The sequence below is a fragment of the Zemynaea arenosa genome (genome assembly GCF_004614185.1).
Classification (GTDB): Bacteria; Pseudomonadota; Gammaproteobacteria; order Burkholderiales; family Burkholderiaceae_D; genus Telluria; species Telluria arenosa.
This window is the reverse complement of the sequence record NZ_SPVF01000038.1, coordinates 1-19347: the sequence shown is the minus strand read 5'-3', so window position 1 is coordinate 19347 and position 19347 is coordinate 1. Positions and strand designations below refer to the sequence as shown.

Below are 19347 nucleotides of genomic sequence, written 5' to 3'. Positions count from 1 at the left end.
ACGGCGGCTATTCCACCACCTTCCCGCGCAGCGCCTTGCGTTCCCCGCTGCGCGTTTTGGCGTCGAGCCGCCGCCGCTGCGAAGCGCGCGTCGGCCTGGTCGCGCGGCGCACCAGCGGTACTTCAGCCGCCTGGTCGACCAGTTCCTGCAGCCGGCGCAGCGCATCGAGCTTGTTCTGTTCCAGGCTGCGCGCCTGCTGCGCCTTGATCACGATGACGCCCTCGCGCGTGATGCGCGCGTCGCGCCGATCGAGCAGGCGCGCCTTGACCTCCGGCGGCAGCGAGGAGGCCCCGATGTCGAAGCGCGCGTGCACTGCGCACGAGACCTTGTTGACGTTCTGGCCGCCCGGCCCCTGGGCCCGGATCGCGGAAAACTCCACTTCGTCGGGTTGGATGGCGATGCTCACAGCGCGGGTCTGTACGGGGACAAAACGCCATTGTACGGGCGCCGCGCCGCAGGCGGCGCCGGCTTTTATTGCTGCGGCTTGAGGTTCAGGAAGAGGTTCGCGGCGAAGGCGATGATCGCGCCGGCGGCGACGAATTCCGCGATCGCGAGGAAGGGCACCACGGCCTGGTTCCCGGTCAGCAGGATGATGGACAGCGCCACCATCATCACCGGCATCGCGAGGTTCATCATCCAGAAGTGCACCTTGGCCAGCTTGCTGTGGCCCGCCTGCGGGAACACGCTGTAGATCAGTCCCGCCAGGGCCAGCGTCGTCCAGCCCAGCAGGTTGACGTGCGCGTGCACGGGGCGCAGCGTGAAGTTCTGGCTCGCGCCCATCGCGATGCCCAGGCCCACGCCGAGCATCAGGTACAGCACCGCGAGCTTCAGCCACACGATGCCGGTATTGGAAATGGCCAGGCCCGAAGCCTGGTTCTGGTAAGTCGTCTGCATGTCATTCTCCCCGTTTGGTTCATCAAGGCTGCGGATTCTACGACCCGTTTTGGCCGACAAATGTCACCAATTGTCGTCTTAAGGTTTTTTTAGTGTTTGGTGAGGGTTGTTTTAAGAAAGGCCCGCCGTTGCAGGCTCTATTCTGTTTTCATTCGACACCAACCTGGGATACGACCATGACTTCTTCCGCTCCGTACGACATCTACCGCAACATTCATAAAGCGCTGCGCGCGTACACCGCCGACACCATGGTGCGCCTGGGCCGCGTGGATCACGCAGACACCGAAGAGCTGACCGCGGTGCTGGCGCAGGTGCGCGAACTGGCCTCGTTCACCGCGGGGCACCTGTTCCATGAAGACCGCTTCATCCACCCCGCCATGGAAGCGCGCACGCCGGGTTCGTCTAAGGACTGCGCGGGCGAGCATGAGCACCACGATCACGCCTGCCGCAAGCTGATTTCGCTCGCCGCCTCCGCCGCGCAGGCCAGCGTGGACGAGCGTCCGCTGCTCATCAAGCAGCTGTACCAGCAGCTGAACGTCTTCTTCGCCGAAAGCCTGGTGCACATGCATGCGGAGGAGACCGAGAACAACGCCGTGCTGTGGGCCACCCACAGCGACGCGGAGCTGGCCGCCATCGAGCAGGCACTGGTCGCATCGCTCACGCCGGAGGAGAAGGGCATCAGCTTTCGCTGGATGATTCCCGCTCTGAATCCGCACGAGCGCGCGCAGCTGCTGGCGGGCGTGCGGCGCGGCGTGCCCGCACCGGTGTTCGAAGGGATGCTGGGCCAGGTGCGCCAGTTGCTGACGGAGCGCGAGTGGACCAAGCTGGCTACCGCGCTGGAACTGGAGGTGATGCTGGCCGCGTGATGCAGCCGTGAAGGGACGCTGGCGCTGGCGGAGGGCCGCTCAGCCTTCCGCCAGCTTGAGCGGCCGTTCGGCGACCACGCGGAAGCGGCCGCGCCCCGTCTTTTCCAGCTTGACGCAGGCATTGCGCTCGACCAGCCGGCGCGAAAGCAGCAGCAAGCGGCCTTCCAGGTTGTCGCTCAGATCGGGCAGGCGCACGCGCGGGTCCAGCCGCAGCTCGCGGTTGGTGAATTCAGTGCGGCCTTTTTCGATGAAGTCGCACATCAGCATCCAGAACACGGAACCGGCCACGCCCTTGATGAGGTAATCGTCGTCGAGGAAGACCGAGTCGTTCTCGGGGTAGTGGCGCACCACGACCGGCTCGCCGCGGGGCGCGCCTGCGGCGTCGTCGCTCGCAGCCTGCGCTTCGTCCTCGGCCAGTGACTGCGCCTGCAGGATGCAGATGGCCATGCCGAGCTGGGAGCCCAGCGCCACCAGTGCATCTTCATCGTCATATGAGTAGCGCAGGTCCTGCGTGCTCTCCACATACAGCACCCCGATCAGGCGCGTGCCGGACAGCAGCGGCACCGCGAGCTGGCTGCGCGAGTCCGGCAGGCCGGCCAGCGGGATTTCCGTCTCCAGCGCGGCGTGCAGGCCACTCTGCATGGTGTTCTGGCGGATCGCGCGGCTGTAGCTGTACTCGGACGTCATGTGGCCGATGCGGATCGGCGTGCGCTCGCGCGCGGCCACGCCGATCACGCCATCGCCCAGCGGGATCTCCGCGCCCACGCCGGACGGGTCATAGCCGAAACTGGCCACCGTGAACAGGCGGCTCCCCGGCTCGTCGTACAACAGCACCATCGAGTGCGGGATATCGAAGTGGACGGCCAGAGCGGCCAGGGTTTGGTTGAGCAGCGTGTCCAGGTCCGACTGGGCGCGCACCGTTTCGCTCACCTGGCGCAGGGATGCGAGCAGGTTGTGGCGCGGCGGCGGGGGCGGCATCGTTTCGCCGGGCACCTGTTCGATGGCGGTGACGCGGAAGATGTCGGAGCCGAGCAGCTTGAACACGCCCGTCATGCCCACATGGGAAGCGATGCCCGCGAGGCGGGCCTTCATGGACTCGAACAGAGGGCCCGCAGTCTCGGTGCGGATGTATTCGAGCGTCAGCCGGTAGTGGGTGGCCGTGAGCGGGTCGATCACCGCCAGCATGGCGTGCGGGTTGACCAGCAGGTTCTGGCGCGTCTTGTTGAAGAACTGGTAGCTCAGGGCCACGTGCTCGCTGTCGACGAACTGCACGTGCGACAGGTAGGACACGTTGGGCGTGCCTTCCAGGTCCGCCGTCGCCATCGTGCCGGGGATGACGCCTTCGAGGCAGGAGCGGATCGCGTCGAGATTGATCGTCATGGCTTGGCTCCCAGGGCCTGGCCGGCTTTGGGGCCGGGCGTCTGCGAGAAGCCGGCGGTCGGCGTGAAGGCGATGGCGACGATGTCGGTGTCCGGGCAGTGCAGGAATCCGTAGATGAGCTTTGGCGGGTAGCCCATCTGTTCGAGCTCGCGCACGAAGGCATGGCGGTAGCGGCGCACCACGGCCAGGTCGGCATCGGTGGCGCGCTGCACGTGGGCGTCGCTGCCCTTCAGCTGGTAGGTGCGGTGCGTGGGCGGCTCGGAGAACACGGCGGCCAGGCGCTGGGTGCTGCGGACATGCTCGATCACGGAGGCCGATTGCGTCGCCGAGACCAGCATGCGGACGGTGCGGCGGTCGTCCGACACCACGCAGCCGAGCGCGCGCGCCACGCTGGGGCGCAGGTCCGGGCCGCTGGAGCCGATGTTCAGCGAGATCCCGCGCTGCATGAACTGCGCAAGGTCGGCGTCGATGATGGGCTGGGAGTCAGTCATGCAGGCAGTGTGCTACAGGGGCTGAGCCAAATCAACGGGTGGCGCGGGTTCGTATATCCGGCGCTACGGTGGGTATCAGAGTCCGATACGTGCGGGGCGCAGGTCGGCCGCGGTCAGACCCAGGGCGCGGCGCAGGCAGCGCGCCAGGTGGCTGGGGTGGGCGAAGCCGGTTTGCAGGGCAATCTCGGTGGTGCTCAGCGCGGTCGTTTGCAGGAGGTGGCGCGCACGCTCGATGCGGCGCTCGAGCACGAAGCGGTGCACCGGCTGGCCGGTGGCGGCGCGGAACAGCGTCTTGAAGTGCGAGAGGCTGAAGCCCGCGACGGTGGCCAGTTCCTGCAGGGAGAGGTCGCGGTCCAGGTGCGCTTCGATGTATTCGGTGACGTGGCGGAGGCGCCAGGCGGGGAGGGCGTGGCTGCCGCCGGTGCGGTCTGACGGGCGTTTCGTTTGCAGCGTGAGCAGGCGCGCGGCGAGTGCGGCGGCGAGGCTGTCCGCGAACAGGCGGCCGTTGGGGTGGGCGTCCTGCTCCTCCGCCTGCATCATCCAGCCGATGCGCTCGATGTGTGGATCGCGGATATGGATGGCGGGCGCGAGTTGCATGTCATCGCGCAGGCCCTGCGCCGATGCGGCTTCCGCCAGCATCGATGGCGCGAGCCGCAGTAGCAGCGAGGTGGCGGGAGCGGTCAGCGTCCAGCGCGTGCTCGAATGCGCGGGCACCACGCAGAACTGTCCATGCAGCCGGGTACCCGAACGTTCCGCGTATGCGGTGCGATAGGTCACCGGCACGGGGCTGCCGAGGTGCAGGCAAAGCACGTGGCGCTCATCGACTGGCGAATCGAAGCGGCCTTCCGGGACCGGGGACGTGAGCACGTCCAGCCAGGACAACCCCGGCCGCGCCGCGCTGTTCAGCAGCGCAGCCTGAGGGGGCGGATAACACGCAGGTCGGGACATCCGCCCATTGTACGCCTGTCCCAGCAAGCCACTTCTCCACCGGGGTCAGGCCTGCCTGCTTTCCCGTGGGGTCAGACCCCACCCCCTGTGAATAACTTCCGCGCCGAATGAAACCGGTTGTGGATAAGTCGCTGGGGTCAGGCACCGTCTATGAGAGGCAGGCCTGACCCCGGTGTTGAAGTGGGTCAGGAGGTGGATGAGGGGCGGGAACTTGGAGCGAGGGCGGGTGTCGCGGATCGGCTGATTGTGCTCGGGGCGGCTGTTTGGGCGCGACGGAACAGGGGCGCGTCGATAGCATCCGGGGCGTGAATAACCGCGGGAGCGAGTATGAAACGCAGGATGTTTTTGCAGGTGGGAACGGGGGCCGCAGTGGCGGCGGGGATGACGGCGCTGGCATGGGGACGGGGACCCACTGCAGGCGAGGTGCGGCACGGTGGCGCAATGCGCGATCTCACGGCGGCGGAGTATCGCGCGGCGCGGCGCTACGCGGAGCTGCGGTTCGGGCGCATCGCGTACATCGACAAGGGCGCGGGGACGGTGGCGCTGTTCCTGCACGGGGCGCCGCTCAACAGCTTCCAGTGGCGCGGGGCGATCGCTCGGCTGGCGTCAGCCCAACGCCGCTGCATCGCGCCGGACTTCATGGGCCTCGGCTACTCGGAGCCGCTGCCTGACCAGCAGCTCGACGCCGCCGCGCAAGCGGAGATGCTGGCGGCGCTGCTCGACCACCTGCGCATCCAGCAGGTCGACATCGTCGCCAGCGACAGTGGCGGTGCGGTCGCGCAGCTGTTCGCCGCCGCCCATCCCGAGCGCGTCCGCACCATGCTGCTCACCAATTGCGACGTGGAGCCAGACAGCCCGCCCGCACCCGTCATGCCGGTGATCGAACTGGCCCGCACCGGCAAGCTCGCTGATTCCACCGCGGCCTGGCTCACCGACCGCGCCCTGTGCCGCTCGACTTTCGGCCAGGCCGTCTTCCACGACCCCGCGCGCTTGGCCGACGACACCATCGACTATTACGTGACGCCGCTGGTGAGCACACCCGTGCGCCGCAAGCAGTACGAGGACTTCCACTTGGCGCTGGTGCCCAACCCCTTGGCCGGCCTGGAGGCGAAGCTGAAGAGAAGCGCGGTCCCCGTGCGCATCGTCTGGGGCGCCGCCGACACCATCTTCCCGCTCAAGGACGCGCAATACCTGGACCGCACCTTCCCCACGTCGCGCGGCATTCGCACCGTCCCGGAAGGGAAGCTGTTCTGGCAGGAGGAGTACCCCGCCATCATCGCGGAAGAAGCGCGCAAGCTCTGGGCCGCGCGGGCTTGACAAGGCCCGCTTGAAGGGGAATACTTCGCTACATGGTGAAGTATTCTTCCGTGAGCATCGACCGCACATTCTCCGCTCTCGCCGACGCAACCCGGCGCGCGATCCTCCTGCGCCTGCGCGACGAACCGGGTCTCTCGGTGAGCGAACTGGCGCGCCCCCTGTCGCTCAAGCTCCCCGGCCTGATGAAGCATCTGGACGTCCTGTCCGACGCAGGCCTCATCACCCGCACCAAGACCGGCCGCACCGTCTCTGTGCAGCCCGTGGTTGCGCCCATGCGCGAGGCCATGGAGTGGCTGCACCGCTACGAGAGCATGTGGACCGCGAGCCTCGACCGCCTGGTGGCCTTGGTGGAGCAGGACGAACAGGCCGACCCCACCCCACCCGCCAGAAAGGCCAAATCCACATGACGACCCACCTCCCCAGCGTCACCCTGGTCCGCCGGATCAAGGCGCCGCCCGCGAAAGTCTTCGCCGCACTCACCCGCCCCGAACAGATGCTGCAGTGGTGGGGCCCGGACGCCGGCCCGACGCTGAGCGCGGAAGCGGACGTGCGCCCCGGCGGCCGGTTCTCGATCGTGTTCCGCCTGCTGAACGGCGACGAGCACAATCCCACCGGCGTGTACCGCGAAGTGATCCCGGACCGGAAGCTGGTCTTCACCTGGGAGTGGCGCGGCTCGCCTGAGAAGGAATCGCTGGTCACCTTCGAACTCACGCCCATCGATGGCGGAACGGAGCTCACCCTGATCCACGAACAGCTCCCGAACGAAGACGCGCGCCGCAGCCACGAAGTGGGCTGGCTCGGCTTTCTCGACAAACTTGCCAACTACCTGGGAGAACAGTAACCATGGCCGACCACATCACCATCTGGACCCTGGACTGGGTCCCCGAGATGCCGCGCGGCTTCGTGCGCGACATGCGCCTGCGCTGGGCGGCGGAAGAAGCGGACATCCCCTACCAGGTGCGCACCGTCGCCTTTGCGGACCGCGAGACCAATCACCTGGACCGCCAGCCGTTCGGCCAGGTCCCCTTTCTCGACGATGGCGATGTCCGCATTTTCGAGAGCGGCGCCTGCCTGTTGCACCTGGCGCGCAAGAGCGAGGTGCTGATGCCGCGCGACCCTGCTGGGGAGGCGGAAACGATGCAATGGATGTTCGCGGCCCTGAACTCGATCGAGATGGTCGCCGTCCCCTGGTGGTTCCTGAAGATGGGCGGCCAGGAGGAGAATCCGTTGACCCAGTGGGTCGACAAGCGTCTCGGCCAGCTGGAGCGCGTCCTGAGCGAGCGCGAATGGCTCGCCGCGAACCGCTTCACGGCCGCCGACCTGCTGATGGCCGACGTCCTGCGCGTCTCCGCCGTGCGCGAGCATGGGGAAAGGCCCGCGACCGAGGCCTACGTCGCCCGCGTCACCTCACGGCCCGCCTTCGCCAAGGCGCACGCTGCCCAGCTGGCGCACTTCGCCGCCGCGGACTGAATCACATCGTCAGGAACATCGCCACCACAGCCACCAGCATGATGGCCACGCCCGCCCAGCCGATGAAGGTGTGGCGGGTGGTGAGCGTGAACGGGCCCATGATCTTGCGGTTATGGGCCAGCATCATCATGACCGTCATGATGGGCACCGCGATCACGCCATTGATCTGCGCGGACCACACCAGCGCCTTGATCGGATCGATCGGTGCAAAGTTGAGCAGCATGCCGCCAATGGTCGCCAACGAGATGATGGCGTAGAACTCGCGCGCCTGCAGCACCTTCATGTCCAGCCCATTGCGCCACTTGAAGCTCTCCGTGACCGCATACGCCGCCGACCCGGCCAGCACCGGCACCGCCAGCATGCCCGTGCCGATGATCCCCAGCGCGAACAGCACGAAAGCGAATTGGCCCGCCAGCGGCCGCAGCGCCTCCGCCGCCTGCGCCGAGGTCTGGATGTTGGTGATCCCGTGCGCCCCCAGCGTGACCGCTGTGGTGAGCATGATGAAGTAGGCCACGATGTTGGAAAAGCCCATGCCGATCATGGTGTCGGCCTTGATGCGGCGGAGGTGCGTGCCGGCGTCCTCGGGCAGCTTGCGCAGCGCCTGCGCATTTTCGTCCGCGCGGATTTCTTCTACCTCCTGCGAGGCCTGCCAGAAGAACAGGTAGGGGCTGATCGTGGTGCCGAAGATGGCAACGATCAGTGCCACGGAGTCCTTGGTGAAGACGAAGTGCGGCCACGCGGTGCGCGCCATCACCTCGCCCCAGGGCATGTGGACAATGAAGACCGTGGCCACATACGCCAGCAGCCCGAGCGTCAGCCACTTCAGATAGCTGACGTAGGTCCGGTACGGCAGGAAGATCTGCAGCGTGAGGCACAGGAAGCCCATCCCCAGCGAGTAGAAATGCGCCGAGCCGAACCCGGTCACGAGGTGCATGGCCTCGCCCATGGCCGCGATGTCCGCCGCGATGTTGATGACGTTCGCCACCAGCAGGAGCAGCACCACGATGTACAGAAGCCAGGGCGAGTACGCGCGCCGGATGTTGGCAGCCAGCCCCTTGCCCGTCACGCGGCCAATGCGCGCCGACACCAGCTGGATGCCGACCATGAACGGATAGGTGAGGACCAGCGTCCACAAAGTGTTGAAGCCGAACTGCGCGCCGGCCTGGGAATAGGTCGCGATGCCCGACGGATCGTCGTCCGCGGCGCCCGTGATGAGGCCTGGCCCGAGAGCCTTGACGGTTTCGTGTTCGGTGATGCGGCGGAAGAGCTTCATTGCGTCGGCCTGCAAAGTGCATATGCGCGGCCGACGCCAGAGAGGAGAGGCGAGGGACGCGCTATGTTAACGGGGTAGAGTGAGTGCTCATGGCGAAACGAAGTGTAGCACCCGATGCTTAAGCCAAAGTGACAAACACGCGACGCGCCGCTTCGATGGTCGCCTCGATCACCTCGTCGGTGTGCGCGGCCGATACGAAGCCCGCCTCGAACGCCGCCGGAGCAAAGTACACGCCTTCGTCCAGCATCGCGTGGTAGAAGCGGTTGAAGCGTTCGCGGTCGCCCGCCATCATCTCGGCGTAGTTGTTCGGCACCTCGGCGCTGAAGTAAATGCCGAACATGCCGCCCTGCGAGTCGGCGCAGAACGGGATGCCCGCTTCCTTGGCGGCTGCCGTCAGCCCTGCCGCCAGCTTGGCGGTTTGCGCGGACAACTGCTCGTAGAAGCCCGGCTGCTGCACCAGCTTGAGAGTCGCCATGCCCGCCGCCACCGCGACCGGATTGCCGGACAGGGTCCCGGCCTGGTACACCGGGCCGACCGGGGACATGTTCTGCATGAGTTCCGCGCGGCCGCCGAAGGCCGCCACCGGCATGCCGCCGCCAATCACCTTGCCCAGCGCGGTGAGGTCCGGGGTGATGCCATACAGGCCCTGCGCGCCGGTCAGGCCGACGCGGAAGCCGCACATCACTTCATCGAAAATCAGCAGCGCGCCATGCTTCGTGCACAGGGCACGCAGCGCCTGCAGGAACTCCGGCTTGGCCTTGATGAGGTTCATATTGCCCGCCACCGGCTCCACGATCACGCACGCGATCTCGTCGCCCATGGTGGCAAAGGTCTCTTCCAGCTGCGCCACGTCGTTGTAGTTGAGGACCAGGGTATGCTTGACGAAGTCCTCCGGCACGCCCGCCGACGTGGGGTTGCCGAAGGTGAGCAGGCCGCTGCCCGCCTTGACCAGCAGCGAGTCGGCGTGCCCGTGGTAGCAGCCCTCGAACTTGACGATCTTGTCGCGTCCCGTGGCGCCGCGCGCGAGGCGCAGGGCGCTCATGGTCGCTTCGGTGCCGGAGGAGACCAGGCGCACCTGCTCGATGGACGGCACCAGGCGGCAAATCTCTTCGGCCATCAGCACTTCGCCCTCGGTCGGCGCGCCGAACGACAGGCCGCGCGCGGCCGCGTCCTGCACCGCCTTGATCACCTCGGGATGCGCGTGGCCGACGATGGCCGGGCCCCAGGAGCCGATGTAGTCGATATAGCGCTTGCCGTCCGCGTCCCAGAAGTAGGGGCCTTCCGCGCGGGTGATGAAGCGCGGCGTGCCGCCCACCGAGCGGAAGGCGCGCACCGGCGAGTTGACGCCGCCCGGCGTGGTCTTTTGCGCGCGGGCGAACAGGGTGTCGTTCTGGGATTGGGACGGGGACTGCGGCTGGTTCATTGCGATGATTCCTGAGTAAAGATGCGGTGCAGGCGGTTGGGCACATAGCGCCCCATGCCATAGCGCTGCGCGGTGGCGAGCGCGCGTGCGAGGTAGTCCTGGGCATCGGCGGCGGCGTCGGGCGCTTCCATGCCGTGCGCCATCAGCGCCGCGATGGCGGCCGACATGGTGCTGCCCGCGCCGATGTACTGGCGCGGCAGGTACTGCCAGCTGAAGGTTTCGATTTCGCCGTCCACGTCGAACAGCGTGTTGGACATGGTCTGCTTGTCGCCATGCCCGTGGCCCGCCGGGCAGTTCACGAGCACGAACTCGCAGCCCATGTTGATCAGTTCTTCGGCGTCGGTCGCCATGTCGTCCACGCCCGGGTCGCGCCACAGCTCGGCCATGCGGGACAGCTCCAGGTGGGACAGTACGAGGATGGTCGCCTGCGGCACCAGCGCGCCGCGCACCGCCTCCAGCATGCTCTCGCCGGCCACGCCGCCTTCGGGCAGCGCGGACAGGAACGGGTCGAGGATCAGCGGGATGTCCGGGTAGTCGGAGACGATTTCGGCGATCGCCTGCACCTGGTCGGCGCTGGCCATCGGCCCGACCTTGAAGACGGACACCGGCATGTCTTCGAGCAGGACGCGGGCCTGGTCGATCATCCATTCGGTGTCGAACGGGCGCACCTCATCGATGCGGGCGGTGTCCGCGATCAGGAGTCCGGTGGTGACGGAGAGGCCATGGCAGCCAAAGGCCGAAAACACAGCGACATCGGCATGGGTGCCGACCGCGCCGACAGGATCGGCCAGACCGAAGGACAGGATAAGCGGGGAAGTCTGGTTTCGCACGGCTGCTGCATTAAAATACCCGATTCGGCATTTTACTCGATCAGAACTGAAGGATTTATCAACGTGAGCAGCAATGAAACCACCCGCCCTTTCCAAACCTGGATGTGCCTTATCTGCGGATGGGTGTATGACGAAGCGGCCGGCGCGCCGGAAGAGGGCATCGCGCCCGGGACCCGGTGGGAAGATGTGCCGATGAACTGGACCTGTCCGGAATGCGGCGCGCGCAAGGACGATTTCGAAATGACCGCGATTTGACCGGTAATTTGCCGTTACAACAACGACTTAAATAGCAGTCATTTAACAGTCGTTTCACTCTTGCCAAGCAGTCCCGCATAACATAGTTGATTTGCTGCAACAGTCCGCGCACAAGGCAGTTTCCCTATGCTATCGTGCGCGTTCATGTTGAGTGAAACGATTATGACGACAGCGCCGGCAGGTTCGAAAATCATGGTGATCGACGACAGCAATACGATTCGTCGGTCCGCTGAAATCTTCCTTACGCAGGCGGGTTATCAGGTGGTGCTGGCCGAAGACGGCTTCGATGCCCTGGCCAAGATCAACGACCACCATCCCGCGCTGATCTTCTGCGACATCCTGATGCCGCGCCTCGATGGCTACCAGACCTGCGCCCTCATTAAAAAGAGCGCGCGCTTCCACGGTACGCCCGTCGTCATGCTCTCGTCCAAGGACGGCCTGTTCGACCGCGCGCGCGGTGCGCTCGTGGGTTCGGCCGCCTACCTCACCAAGCCCTTTTCCAAGGACAGCCTGCTGGCCGCCGTGCGCGAGCACTCGCAGACCGCGACCGCCTGAGTCCAGAACAAATACAACCGGAGCACCTCGTGTCCATCCAACGCATCCTGATCGTCGACGACTCGCCCACCGAGCGGTACTACCTGACCGATATCCTGGTGAAGAACGGGTTCACCGTCTCCACCGCTGAAAACGGCGAGGAGGCCATCTCCAAGATCAAGGCGGACAAGCCGGAGCTGATCCTGATGGACGTGGTCATGCCCGGCGCGAACGGCTTCCAGGTCACGCGCTCGATCGCGCGCGATCCGGACCTGGCCAATGTCCCCATCATTATCTGCAGCAGCAAGAACCAGGAGACGGACCGGATCTGGGGGATCCGCCAGGGCGCCAGGGACTACCTGGTCAAGCCGGTCGACCCCAGCCTGCTGCTCGAAAAGATCGCGGCCCTCGGTTAAGCCATGAGCCAGCCCTCCACCAGGACAGACCTCGCCGGCCGCCGCACCCGCCTGCGCGAATACCAGGCGCAGCTCCTGGAGCGCATGCAGTCGGCCCGCACCGCGGGCGGCGCGCGCGTCAACCAGCTCGGTGTGCAGGTGGGGCCGGACCGTTTGCTGCTGGACCTGACCCAGGCCGGCGAGATCGTCACCGTCCCGGCCATCACGCCGGTGCCGCTGACGCAGCCCTGGTACCTCGGGCTGGCGAATATCCGCGGCAACCTGGTGGGCATCATCGACCTGGCCCGCTACCTGGCCGCGGACGATGCCGCGCAGCCCAATGATTTCACGGATACGGTCGCCGGCCCGGACGCCCGTATCGTCACCTTTGCCCCGGGCCTTGGTTTCAATTGTGCGCTGCTGGTGTCGCGCGTGTATGGCCTGCGCCACGCAGCCGGCATGCAGGCCGAAGGCAGCCAGCTGGCCGACGCCGACGGGCAACTCTGGACCCCGTTCGACCTGGCTGCGCTGGTGCGCGAGACGCGTTTTCTGCACGTCGGTTTTTAAACAAAGCCCGGTTGCCGGACCCCGAGGGCGGGGCAGGCGGACCGCAAGAACAAGCTGAAATAAGAAAAGGGAGCTGGAATGGGATTCGCCGATAAATTCACCACGGGTTTGTTCCCGAAATCGAAACGCGAACCGGTCGAGGTCGTGCCTCCGTCGGACAGCGAGTTCGGCATGCCCAATATGCCGGTCAAGGCGCCGGAGGACGCGGCCCTGCTGGAGCCGCCCGTGGCGGCCCCGGTCGAGGAAGCGGCCGCGCAGGAAGATCCGAACGCGCCCCTGCGCCTGATGCGCCGCCGCCGGGCGGCCACCTCGGACGACGGCGAAACCGATACCCCGCTGCCTTTCATCGGCCACCTGTCGCTGCCACGCCAGCTGCGCATCCTGCTGATGGTGCTCACCGCCGGCATCCTGCTCACCGTGCTCGCGATCTGGCGCAGCGCGGCCAACAGCGCGACCAGCGCGGCGCAGGTCCAGGTGGCGTCGGAGGCGCTGATGCACTCGCAGCGTATCGGTAAGGCGGCGCCAAACGCGCTGCAGGGCTACCCGGAAGCGTTCACCCAGCTCGAAGAATCGCGCGCCGCGCTGACCGCGGACCTGAACGTGATGGCCAAGGGCGGGGATTACAACGGCCGTGCCTTGCCCGCGCCGAGCGGCGTGCGCCAGACCATGATGATCGCGGAAGCGCGCAAGAAGTGGACGGGCTCCGACAACTCGGCCGGCAACATCCTGAAGATGAAGCCCGAGCTGCTCTCGTTCGACAAGACCATCAAGAAGCTGGACGTGCTGTCGCCGGAGCTGCTGACGCTCACCGAAGACCTGCTCAATGAGCGCGTCAAGCGCGGTGGTTCGGCCAAGGAACTGGCGGCGCTGGGCCGCCTGATGATGCTCAGCCAGCGCATGTCGCGCAGCGCCAGCGAGTTCCGCACCGCGGGCGGCATCCGTTCCGAGACCGCGTTCCAGCTGGGCCGGGACGCCACCACCTTCCGCAACACGGTCGACGCGTTCGCCAAGGGCAGTGCGGAGCTGGGCATTGGTGCGATCACCGACAAGGATCTGTCGGTCAAGGTCGAGCAGCTGCGCTCCAAGTTCGGCACCTACCAGGAAGCGGTGACCTCGATCCTCGACAATCTGCAGAAGTTCACGACCGCCAAGGCGGCCGAGCAGTCGATCTTCTTCGAGAACGAAGAGCTGCGCAAGCTGCTCACCCGCATCCAGGTCGACTATCGCGCCAGCCAGGGGGGGGCCGACATCTGGTTCTGGGTCATGGTCGTCGCGGCGATCTTCACGCTGGTCACCGCCGGCTCGGTGAGCCGGGTGCTGCTGCAGGACTCGCGTAACCGTACCCGTGGCGCGGAACTGCGCCGCCAGGAAGCGGAGGCGATGCGCCTGCAGGCGCAGGCCAAGGAAGAAGAAGCCAAGGCCACCAATGACCAGAACCAGGCCGCGATTCTGCGCCTGATGAACGAACTGCAGGAAGTGGCGGACGGTGACTTGACCGTGCACGCGACGGTGTCCGAGGACATCACCGGTGCGATCGCCGACTCCGTGAACTACACGGTGGAAGAGCTGCGCGGCCTGGTGGGCCGCGTGACCAAGACCGCCGAGGAAGTGACGTCCGCCTCCACCTACGCGCAGGAGATTTCGACCGAGCTGCTGACCGCAGCCCAGCAGCAGTCGCGCGAGATCGAGGACGCCTCGGCCACCATTTTGAAGATGGCGAGCGAGATGAACGACGTGTCGCAGTCCGCATCCGACTCCGCCGACGTGGCGCGCCAGTCGGTGGCGGCGGCGTCCCAGGGCGCCAACGCGGTGGAGAACGCGATCAAGGGCATGCACGAGATCCGCGACCAGATCCAGGAAACCTCCAAGCGCATCAAGCGGCTGGGCGAATCGTCGCAGGAGATCGGGGAGATCACGGAGCTGATTTCGGACATTACCGAGCAGACCAACGTGCTGGCACTGAACGCGGCCATCCAGGCCGCATCGGCCGGCGAAGCGGGCCGCGGCTTCTCGGTGGTGGCGGAAGAGGTGCAGCGGCTGGCGGAACGCTCCGCCGACGCGGCCAAGCAGATTGGCGCGCTGGTGCGCACCATCCAGACCGACACGCACGACGCGGTGGCCGCAATGGAGAAATCGACCCAGGGCGTGGTGGAAGGGGCCAAGCTGTCCGACGCCGCCGGCGCCGCACTGTCCGACATCTCGCGCGTGTCGCACCAGCTGGCGGAACTGATCGAGGGCATCGCGCTGGCGACCGAGCTGCAGGCGTCCTCCGCGAACGGGGTGGCCAACAACATCCAGCACATCCTGCAGGTGACCCAGCAGGCGCAGGGCGGTACGCAGCAGACGGCCCAGTCGATCCGCCAGCTGTCCGCGCTGGCGCAGGAGCTCAAGAACTCCGTGTCCCGGTTCCGCGTGGCGTAAGCGGGCGCCTTTAACAATTAGAATATCGCCATTGAAACGGGTAACACCAGAAAGCCATCTCGATGACTGATTCCTCGTACGCGACGCCGTTCGACACCGGACCCCTCTCCTGGGTGATGGCCGAGATCCGCGACGCGTTGAGCCGTTCGCGCGCTTCGCTGGAGGAAGCGGCACGGCAGGGCGCCGATGCACAGGCGACTTCGCTCCAGCATGCCAAGACCCATTTGCACCAGGCGCACGGCGCGCTGCAGATGGTCGACGTGGAGGGCGTGGGCCTGATGACCCAGGCGGCCGAGGATGCGCTTGAGCGCTTCAAGTCCGGTGGCCTGGAGGTGACGCCGGAACGGGTCGAGGTGGTGGGCGAGGGCTACCAGGCGGTGGCCGAGTACCTGGAAGAGCTGCTGGCCGGGGCGCCGCAGCAGCCGGCGCGCCTGTTCCCGTACTACCGCGCGCTGCAGGAGATGCTGGGCGCGGAGCGCGTGCATCCGGCTGACCTGCTGCTGGCCGACCTGTCCGGCGCGGTCGAGCTTCCGCGGCACGAGGCGACGCCGAATCCCGATTACGCGGCCTACCGCGTGCGCTTTGAAAGGTCGCTGCTGCCGTTCCTGAAGAGCGGCGACGCCGCGGCGGCCAAGGGCCTGTGCGAAGCCCTGCAACTGGTGGCCGACGCGCAGTCCGAGCCGCGCGCGCGCCATTTCTGGTTTGCGATGCAGACCTTTGCGGAGCTGGTGGCCGGTGGCCAGGTCGCGTCGGACGTGCACGTGAAGCAGCTGTTCGGCCAGATCAACCTGCAGATCCGCCGCCTGTCGCAAGGCCAGGCCGAGCTGCCCGAGACCATGCTGCGCGATGCGCTGTTCTTCATCGCGGCGGCCGAAAATCCGTCCGCTGGCGCGCTGGCGCTGCGCCGTGCCTACCGGCTTGACGGCGTGGTCCCGCATGACTATCACACCAGGCGCTATGGCCGCATCGACCAGGACGCGCTGAGAACCGCGAAGGACGCGCTGGCCGAGGCCAAAAACGCGTGGGGCCGGCTGGCCTCCGAGATCGACGGTTCGCTGGAGCAGCGCTTCGAGGCTTCGCTGGAAGCCTTCGAGGATGCGAGCGAGCGCCTGGGCGCACCGGGCCTCAAGCAGCTACTGGCGGAGCTGATCCGCGTGGCCAAGGACTCGATCAAGTCCGGCCGCAGCGAGCAGTTCAGCCTTGAGATGGCGGCCGCGATGCTGTTCATCGAGCACTCGCTGGACCAGATCCGGCAACTGCCGCAGGAATTCGAGAACCAGGCAGAAGCCGTGGGCGCGCGCCTGCTGGCGCTGGCCGCCGGCGAAACGCCGCCGGATGCGCCGGAGTGGCAGGGCGACCTGTCGCGCCAGATCCAGCAGGGCCAGACCGTGCAGGTGCTGGCCGACGAAATGAAGACCGGCTTGCGCCAGGTCGAGAAGGTCCTGGACGATTACTATGCCGATGCCTCGCGCCGCGCGGGGCTGGCCGAGATCGACCCGGTGCTGCACCAGCTGCAGGGCGCCCTCGCGATCCTGGACCAAGACGATGCGATGCGCGCCGCGCAGCACGTGAAGGATGCGGTGCGCGCGCTGGCCGGAGGCGGACGCGATGCGGACGCCGAGAAGAAGACGCTGGAGAACATCGCGCAGAACGTGGGCGCGCTGGGCTTCTTCATCGATACGCTGGCGCACAGCCACGAATCGGCGCGCGAGCGCTTTGAGTTCGACGAGAGCCTGCAGCTGTTCCGTTCCGTCCCGTTCGGCCGCGTGAAGCAGCAGGGCGCCGCGCCGCAGGAGGCACCGCAAGCGGCGCCGCCGATGGAGGCACAGGACGCAGCGCCGGGCGCATCGGCAACTGCCTTCGCGGCGCCGACCGATGCAGCACCGCCACCTCCGCCACCGCCGCCCGCGCCGCCGGAATCCGTGGAAGCGGCCGACGAAGCCATTGAGGCCGAGCTGCTGGAGATCTTCATTGGCGAGGCGCAGGAAGTGCTGGCGCTGGTCGGCGAAACCCTGCCCGCCGCGCACGCCGAGCCGGGCAACCAGGAGACGCTGACGCGCCTGCGCCGCTCCTTCCACACGCTCAAGGGTTCCGGCCGCATGGTCGGCCTGAACCAGTTTGCCGAGGGCGCGCACGCCATCGAAAAGGTGATGAACCTGTGGCTGTCCGAGGCGCGTGCCGCCACGCCGGACCTGCTGGCATTGCTGGACCGCGCCGCGCACGACATGACCGAATGGGTGCTGGAGCTGGCCGCCACCGGCAAGTCCGCCCGTAACAGCGATGCAGTGGTGGCCGCCGCCGCGCGCGTGCAGGACGGCGAAGCGTTCGTGATGGACGAGCCGGCGCAGCCGAGCGCGGAAGTCATCGAGATGCCGCTGCCCGCGCCGAGTGAAGAAGTGGAAGCGCTGGCGGTATCCGCGGACATCATCGAGTTCCCGACCATCAGCCAGCCCACGCCGCTGCCGGTGGACGACGACAAGCGCCGCGTGGGCGACATCGAGATCCCGCTTCCGCTCTATAACATCTACCTGGCCGAAACCGACGAACTGCTGCGCACCCTGGAGCGCGATTTTTCGGAATGGCGCCATGAGCCGCAGCGTGCGGTGTCGCCGGATGCGCTGAAAGCCGTGCACACGCTGACCGGCACCTCGGCCACGGTGGGCTTCACGGCGCTGCGCGAAGTGGCGTATGCGCTGGAACTGGCGCTGCAGGCGCTGGCGCCACCCGCGCCGCAGCTGAAGGACACGCAGCGCGACCTGTTCGACACCACGCTGGCCGTGGTGCGGGACATGCTGCAGCGCTTTGCCGCCGGCGACCTGGCGCCCGCGCAGCCGGAGATCGTGGAGCAGCTGGACCAGATGCGCACGCAGCTCGCGGTGCAGCTGCCGGCGGAGGCGCCTTCGGTATCTGCCGATCCGGCGCTGGCCGAGCAGCTGGATACGCTGTTCAACGAGACCTATGCGCGCCTGATCGAATCGCCACCGCCGCTGGAGCCGATGACGCCCCTGGGCGAACTGCCCAAAGTGCCGGAGCATGTGGTGGAGGAGGTGGACCAGCTGTTCGATACGGCCTTCGACGACCCGTTCGATGCGCCGGTGCTGACGCAGGTGGCACCGCCGGAAGACTTTGCGCCGCCGGCGCCGGAGGCCGGCGTCGAAGCCGCCGAAGCCGCCGAAGCCGAAACCGTGCTGCCCGTGCCCGAGGCCATGCTCACCGATGCTCCCGTCGAGCATGACGATGTGGAAGCCTTCACCGACGGCGCGGTACCCGCGCCGCAGGACGAGCAGCATGCCGAGGACTTTGCGCTGAGCGCTTCGCCCGCGGTCGATGCCGAGGAGCTGGTGCTGGACGATCCCGAGTCGCCCGCGCCCGAGATCACGGCGGCCGACCTGCCCGACATCGTGGCCATCGACGCGCTGCATGCGCCGGTGCTGGAGGACGCGGAACTGGTGCAGCCTGCAGCAGCCGAGAATGATGCGGAGCACGTCGAGAGTTTCGCACTGAGCGCATCACCGGCCTCTGATGCCGAAGAGCTGATCGAGGACGAGCTGGTGGCCGCGCCGGTGGCGGAGGCCAACGCCGAGCCGTTGGCGGGCGAGCCGGATGGCTTCGAACTGGCGCCGCTGCCCGCTGGCGATGAACTGGAAGCTGCTCTCGAACCTGAGCTCGCGGCCCTGCCCATCGTGGCGGAAGCCGGTGACGCTGTCCCGGTGGCCGCTGGCCTGACCGATGAACTGGATGCGGACCTGCTGCCGGTGTTCCTGGAAGAGGGCACCGACCTGCTGCCGCAGATCGGCAACGCGCTGCGCACCTGGCAGCAAAACCCTGCCGATGCGTCTCCCGCCCACGCCCTGCAGCGCATGCTGCACACGGTGAAGGGCAGCGCGCGCATGGCCGGGGCGATGCGCCTGGGCCAGCACACGCACGACATCGAAACCCAGGTCGAGAACATGCTGCATGCGGGGACCACCTCGCCTGCGGCCTTCGATGAGCTGCTGGCCAACTATGACCAGGCGATGCTGATGTTCGAGCAGCTGCAGGCCGGTGGCGCTATGGATGCGGGCCTGCCCGCCGCCACCCCGCTGTCTGCGGAAGGCGTCGTTGCGGCGGATGCTTCGGTGGCCGATGCGGACGCCGCTGTATCGCAAGCTCTGGACGCCTCGATCGCACAACTCGCACCTGCTGGTGCGGACGGCGCAGCCCACCAGGGCGCGGCGGCGGAGACGGCGCGGACCGCTGCGCCAGCGGCGCTGGTACCGGCCGGCGCTCCCGCTGCTCCGGCG

19 protein-coding genes are annotated in these 19347 nt (G+C 67.1%); 11 read left to right on the top strand and 8 right to left on the bottom strand.

All coding sequences use genetic code 11. The features are described 5' to 3' along the window. Nucleotides 1-7 precede the first annotated feature (7 nt). Together arfB and E4L96_RS02555 are read right to left on the bottom strand one after the other, a co-directional pair. The gene (arfB, locus tag E4L96_RS02560; protein WP_135205666.1) at nucleotides 8-406 is read right to left on the bottom strand and encodes an alternative ribosome rescue aminoacyl-tRNA hydrolase ArfB; all 399 of its coding nucleotides are present in this window, start codon (nucleotides 404-406) and stop codon (nucleotides 8-10) included. A 65-nt stretch (nucleotides 407-471) separates the two neighbouring features. After that, entirely contained in the window at nucleotides 472-894 is a 423-nt protein-coding gene (locus E4L96_RS02555; RefSeq protein WP_135205665.1) for a cytochrome-c oxidase, read from the bottom strand. A gap of 176 nt (nucleotides 895-1070) precedes the next feature. Here E4L96_RS02555 and E4L96_RS02550 point away from each other — a divergent pair, with 176 nt between their 5' ends. Continuing rightward, nucleotides 1071-1760 carry a hemerythrin domain-containing protein gene (locus E4L96_RS02550; RefSeq protein WP_135205664.1) on the top strand — a complete coding sequence of 230 codons (690 nt, stop codon included), beginning with the start codon at nucleotides 1071-1073 and terminating at the stop codon, nucleotides 1758-1760. 39 nt (nucleotides 1761-1799) lie between these two features. Here E4L96_RS02550 and E4L96_RS02545 read toward each other — a convergent pair whose 3' ends face one another. The 3 genes from E4L96_RS02545 to E4L96_RS02535 all read right to left on the bottom strand — a co-directional run bounded on the left by E4L96_RS02545 (nucleotide 1800) and on the right by E4L96_RS02535 (nucleotide 4579). Beyond that, nucleotides 1800-3140, bottom strand: coding sequence for a GAF domain-containing protein (locus tag E4L96_RS02545; protein WP_135205663.1), 1341 nt, complete (start codon nucleotides 3138-3140; stop codon nucleotides 1800-1802). Next, entirely contained in the window at nucleotides 3137-3631 is a 495-nt protein-coding gene (locus E4L96_RS02540) for a hypothetical protein (RefSeq protein ID WP_135205662.1), read from the bottom strand. Before E4L96_RS02540 ends, E4L96_RS02545 begins: the two co-directional genes overlap by 4 nt. Before the next feature lie 75 nt (nucleotides 3632-3706). After that, on the bottom strand, nucleotides 3707-4579 hold the full coding sequence (locus E4L96_RS02535; protein WP_135205661.1) for a helix-turn-helix domain-containing protein: 873 nt from the start codon (nucleotides 4577-4579) through the stop codon (nucleotides 3707-3709). A 441-nt stretch (nucleotides 4580-5020) separates the two neighbouring features. Between E4L96_RS02535 and E4L96_RS02530 the strand changes: the two genes are divergently transcribed. The 4 genes from E4L96_RS02530 to E4L96_RS02515 are packed head-to-tail and all read left to right on the top strand — an operon-like array spanning nucleotide 5021 to nucleotide 7366. Continuing rightward, complete coding sequence (locus E4L96_RS02530) at nucleotides 5021-5896, top strand: alpha/beta fold hydrolase (protein ID WP_220433379.1); 876 nt, start codon at nucleotides 5021-5023, stop codon at nucleotides 5894-5896. 32 nt (nucleotides 5897-5928) lie between these two features. Next, entirely contained in the window at nucleotides 5929-6303 is a 375-nt protein-coding gene (locus tag E4L96_RS02525; RefSeq protein ID WP_135205659.1) for an ArsR/SmtB family transcription factor, read from the top strand. Then, complete coding sequence (locus E4L96_RS02520; RefSeq protein ID WP_135205658.1) at nucleotides 6300-6737, top strand: SRPBCC family protein; 438 nt, start codon at nucleotides 6300-6302, stop codon at nucleotides 6735-6737. The genes E4L96_RS02525 and E4L96_RS02520 overlap by 4 nt, the downstream gene beginning before the upstream one ends. A gap of 2 nt (nucleotides 6738-6739) precedes the next feature. Further along, the gene (locus E4L96_RS02515) at nucleotides 6740-7366 is read left to right on the top strand and encodes a glutathione S-transferase family protein (RefSeq protein WP_135205657.1); all 627 of its coding nucleotides are present in this window, start codon (nucleotides 6740-6742) and stop codon (nucleotides 7364-7366) included. A gap of 1 nt (nucleotide 7367) precedes the next feature. Here E4L96_RS02515 and E4L96_RS02510 read toward each other — a convergent pair whose 3' ends face one another. The 3 genes from E4L96_RS02510 to thiD form a co-directional block, all read right to left on the bottom strand. Next, nucleotides 7368-8639, bottom strand: a complete 1272-nt coding sequence (locus tag E4L96_RS02510; protein ID WP_135205656.1) for an NRAMP family divalent metal transporter — start codon at nucleotides 8637-8639, stop codon at nucleotides 7368-7370. A 118-nt stretch (nucleotides 8640-8757) separates the two neighbouring features. Continuing rightward, complete coding sequence (gene hemL, locus E4L96_RS02505; protein ID WP_135205655.1) at nucleotides 8758-10062, bottom strand: glutamate-1-semialdehyde 2,1-aminomutase; 1305 nt, start codon at nucleotides 10060-10062, stop codon at nucleotides 8758-8760. Beyond that, nucleotides 10059-10808: a bifunctional hydroxymethylpyrimidine kinase/phosphomethylpyrimidine kinase gene (gene thiD / locus E4L96_RS02500; RefSeq protein WP_307721622.1), complete on the bottom strand. Its 750-nt coding sequence runs from the start codon at nucleotides 10806-10808 to the stop codon at nucleotides 10059-10061. Before thiD ends, hemL begins: the two co-directional genes overlap by 4 nt. A gap of 186 nt (nucleotides 10809-10994) precedes the next feature. Here thiD and E4L96_RS02495 point away from each other — a divergent pair, with 186 nt between their 5' ends. From E4L96_RS02495 to E4L96_RS24175, 6 genes are all read left to right on the top strand, one after another. Beyond that, a complete protein-coding gene (locus E4L96_RS02495) occupies nucleotides 10995-11147 on the top strand; it encodes a rubredoxin (RefSeq protein ID WP_135205676.1) in 153 nt (50 codons plus the stop codon). A gap of 162 nt (nucleotides 11148-11309) precedes the next feature. Then, on the top strand, nucleotides 11310-11702 hold the full coding sequence (locus E4L96_RS02490) for a response regulator (protein WP_135205653.1): 393 nt from the start codon (nucleotides 11310-11312) through the stop codon (nucleotides 11700-11702). A gap of 29 nt (nucleotides 11703-11731) precedes the next feature. Next, nucleotides 11732-12097, top strand: a complete 366-nt coding sequence (locus E4L96_RS02485) for a response regulator (RefSeq protein ID WP_135205652.1) — start codon at nucleotides 11732-11734, stop codon at nucleotides 12095-12097. Between the two features lie 3 nt (nucleotides 12098-12100). Beyond that, nucleotides 12101-12643: a chemotaxis protein CheW gene (locus E4L96_RS02480; protein ID WP_135205651.1), complete on the top strand. Its 543-nt coding sequence runs from the start codon at nucleotides 12101-12103 to the stop codon at nucleotides 12641-12643. Between the two features lie 78 nt (nucleotides 12644-12721). Then, nucleotides 12722-15064, top strand: coding sequence for a methyl-accepting chemotaxis protein (locus tag E4L96_RS02475; RefSeq protein ID WP_229414196.1), 2343 nt, complete (start codon nucleotides 12722-12724; stop codon nucleotides 15062-15064). A gap of 62 nt (nucleotides 15065-15126) precedes the next feature. Then, nucleotides 15127-19347: Hpt domain-containing protein (locus E4L96_RS24175; protein ID WP_229414195.1), on the top strand; the 4221-nt coding region annotated here is incomplete at its 3' end.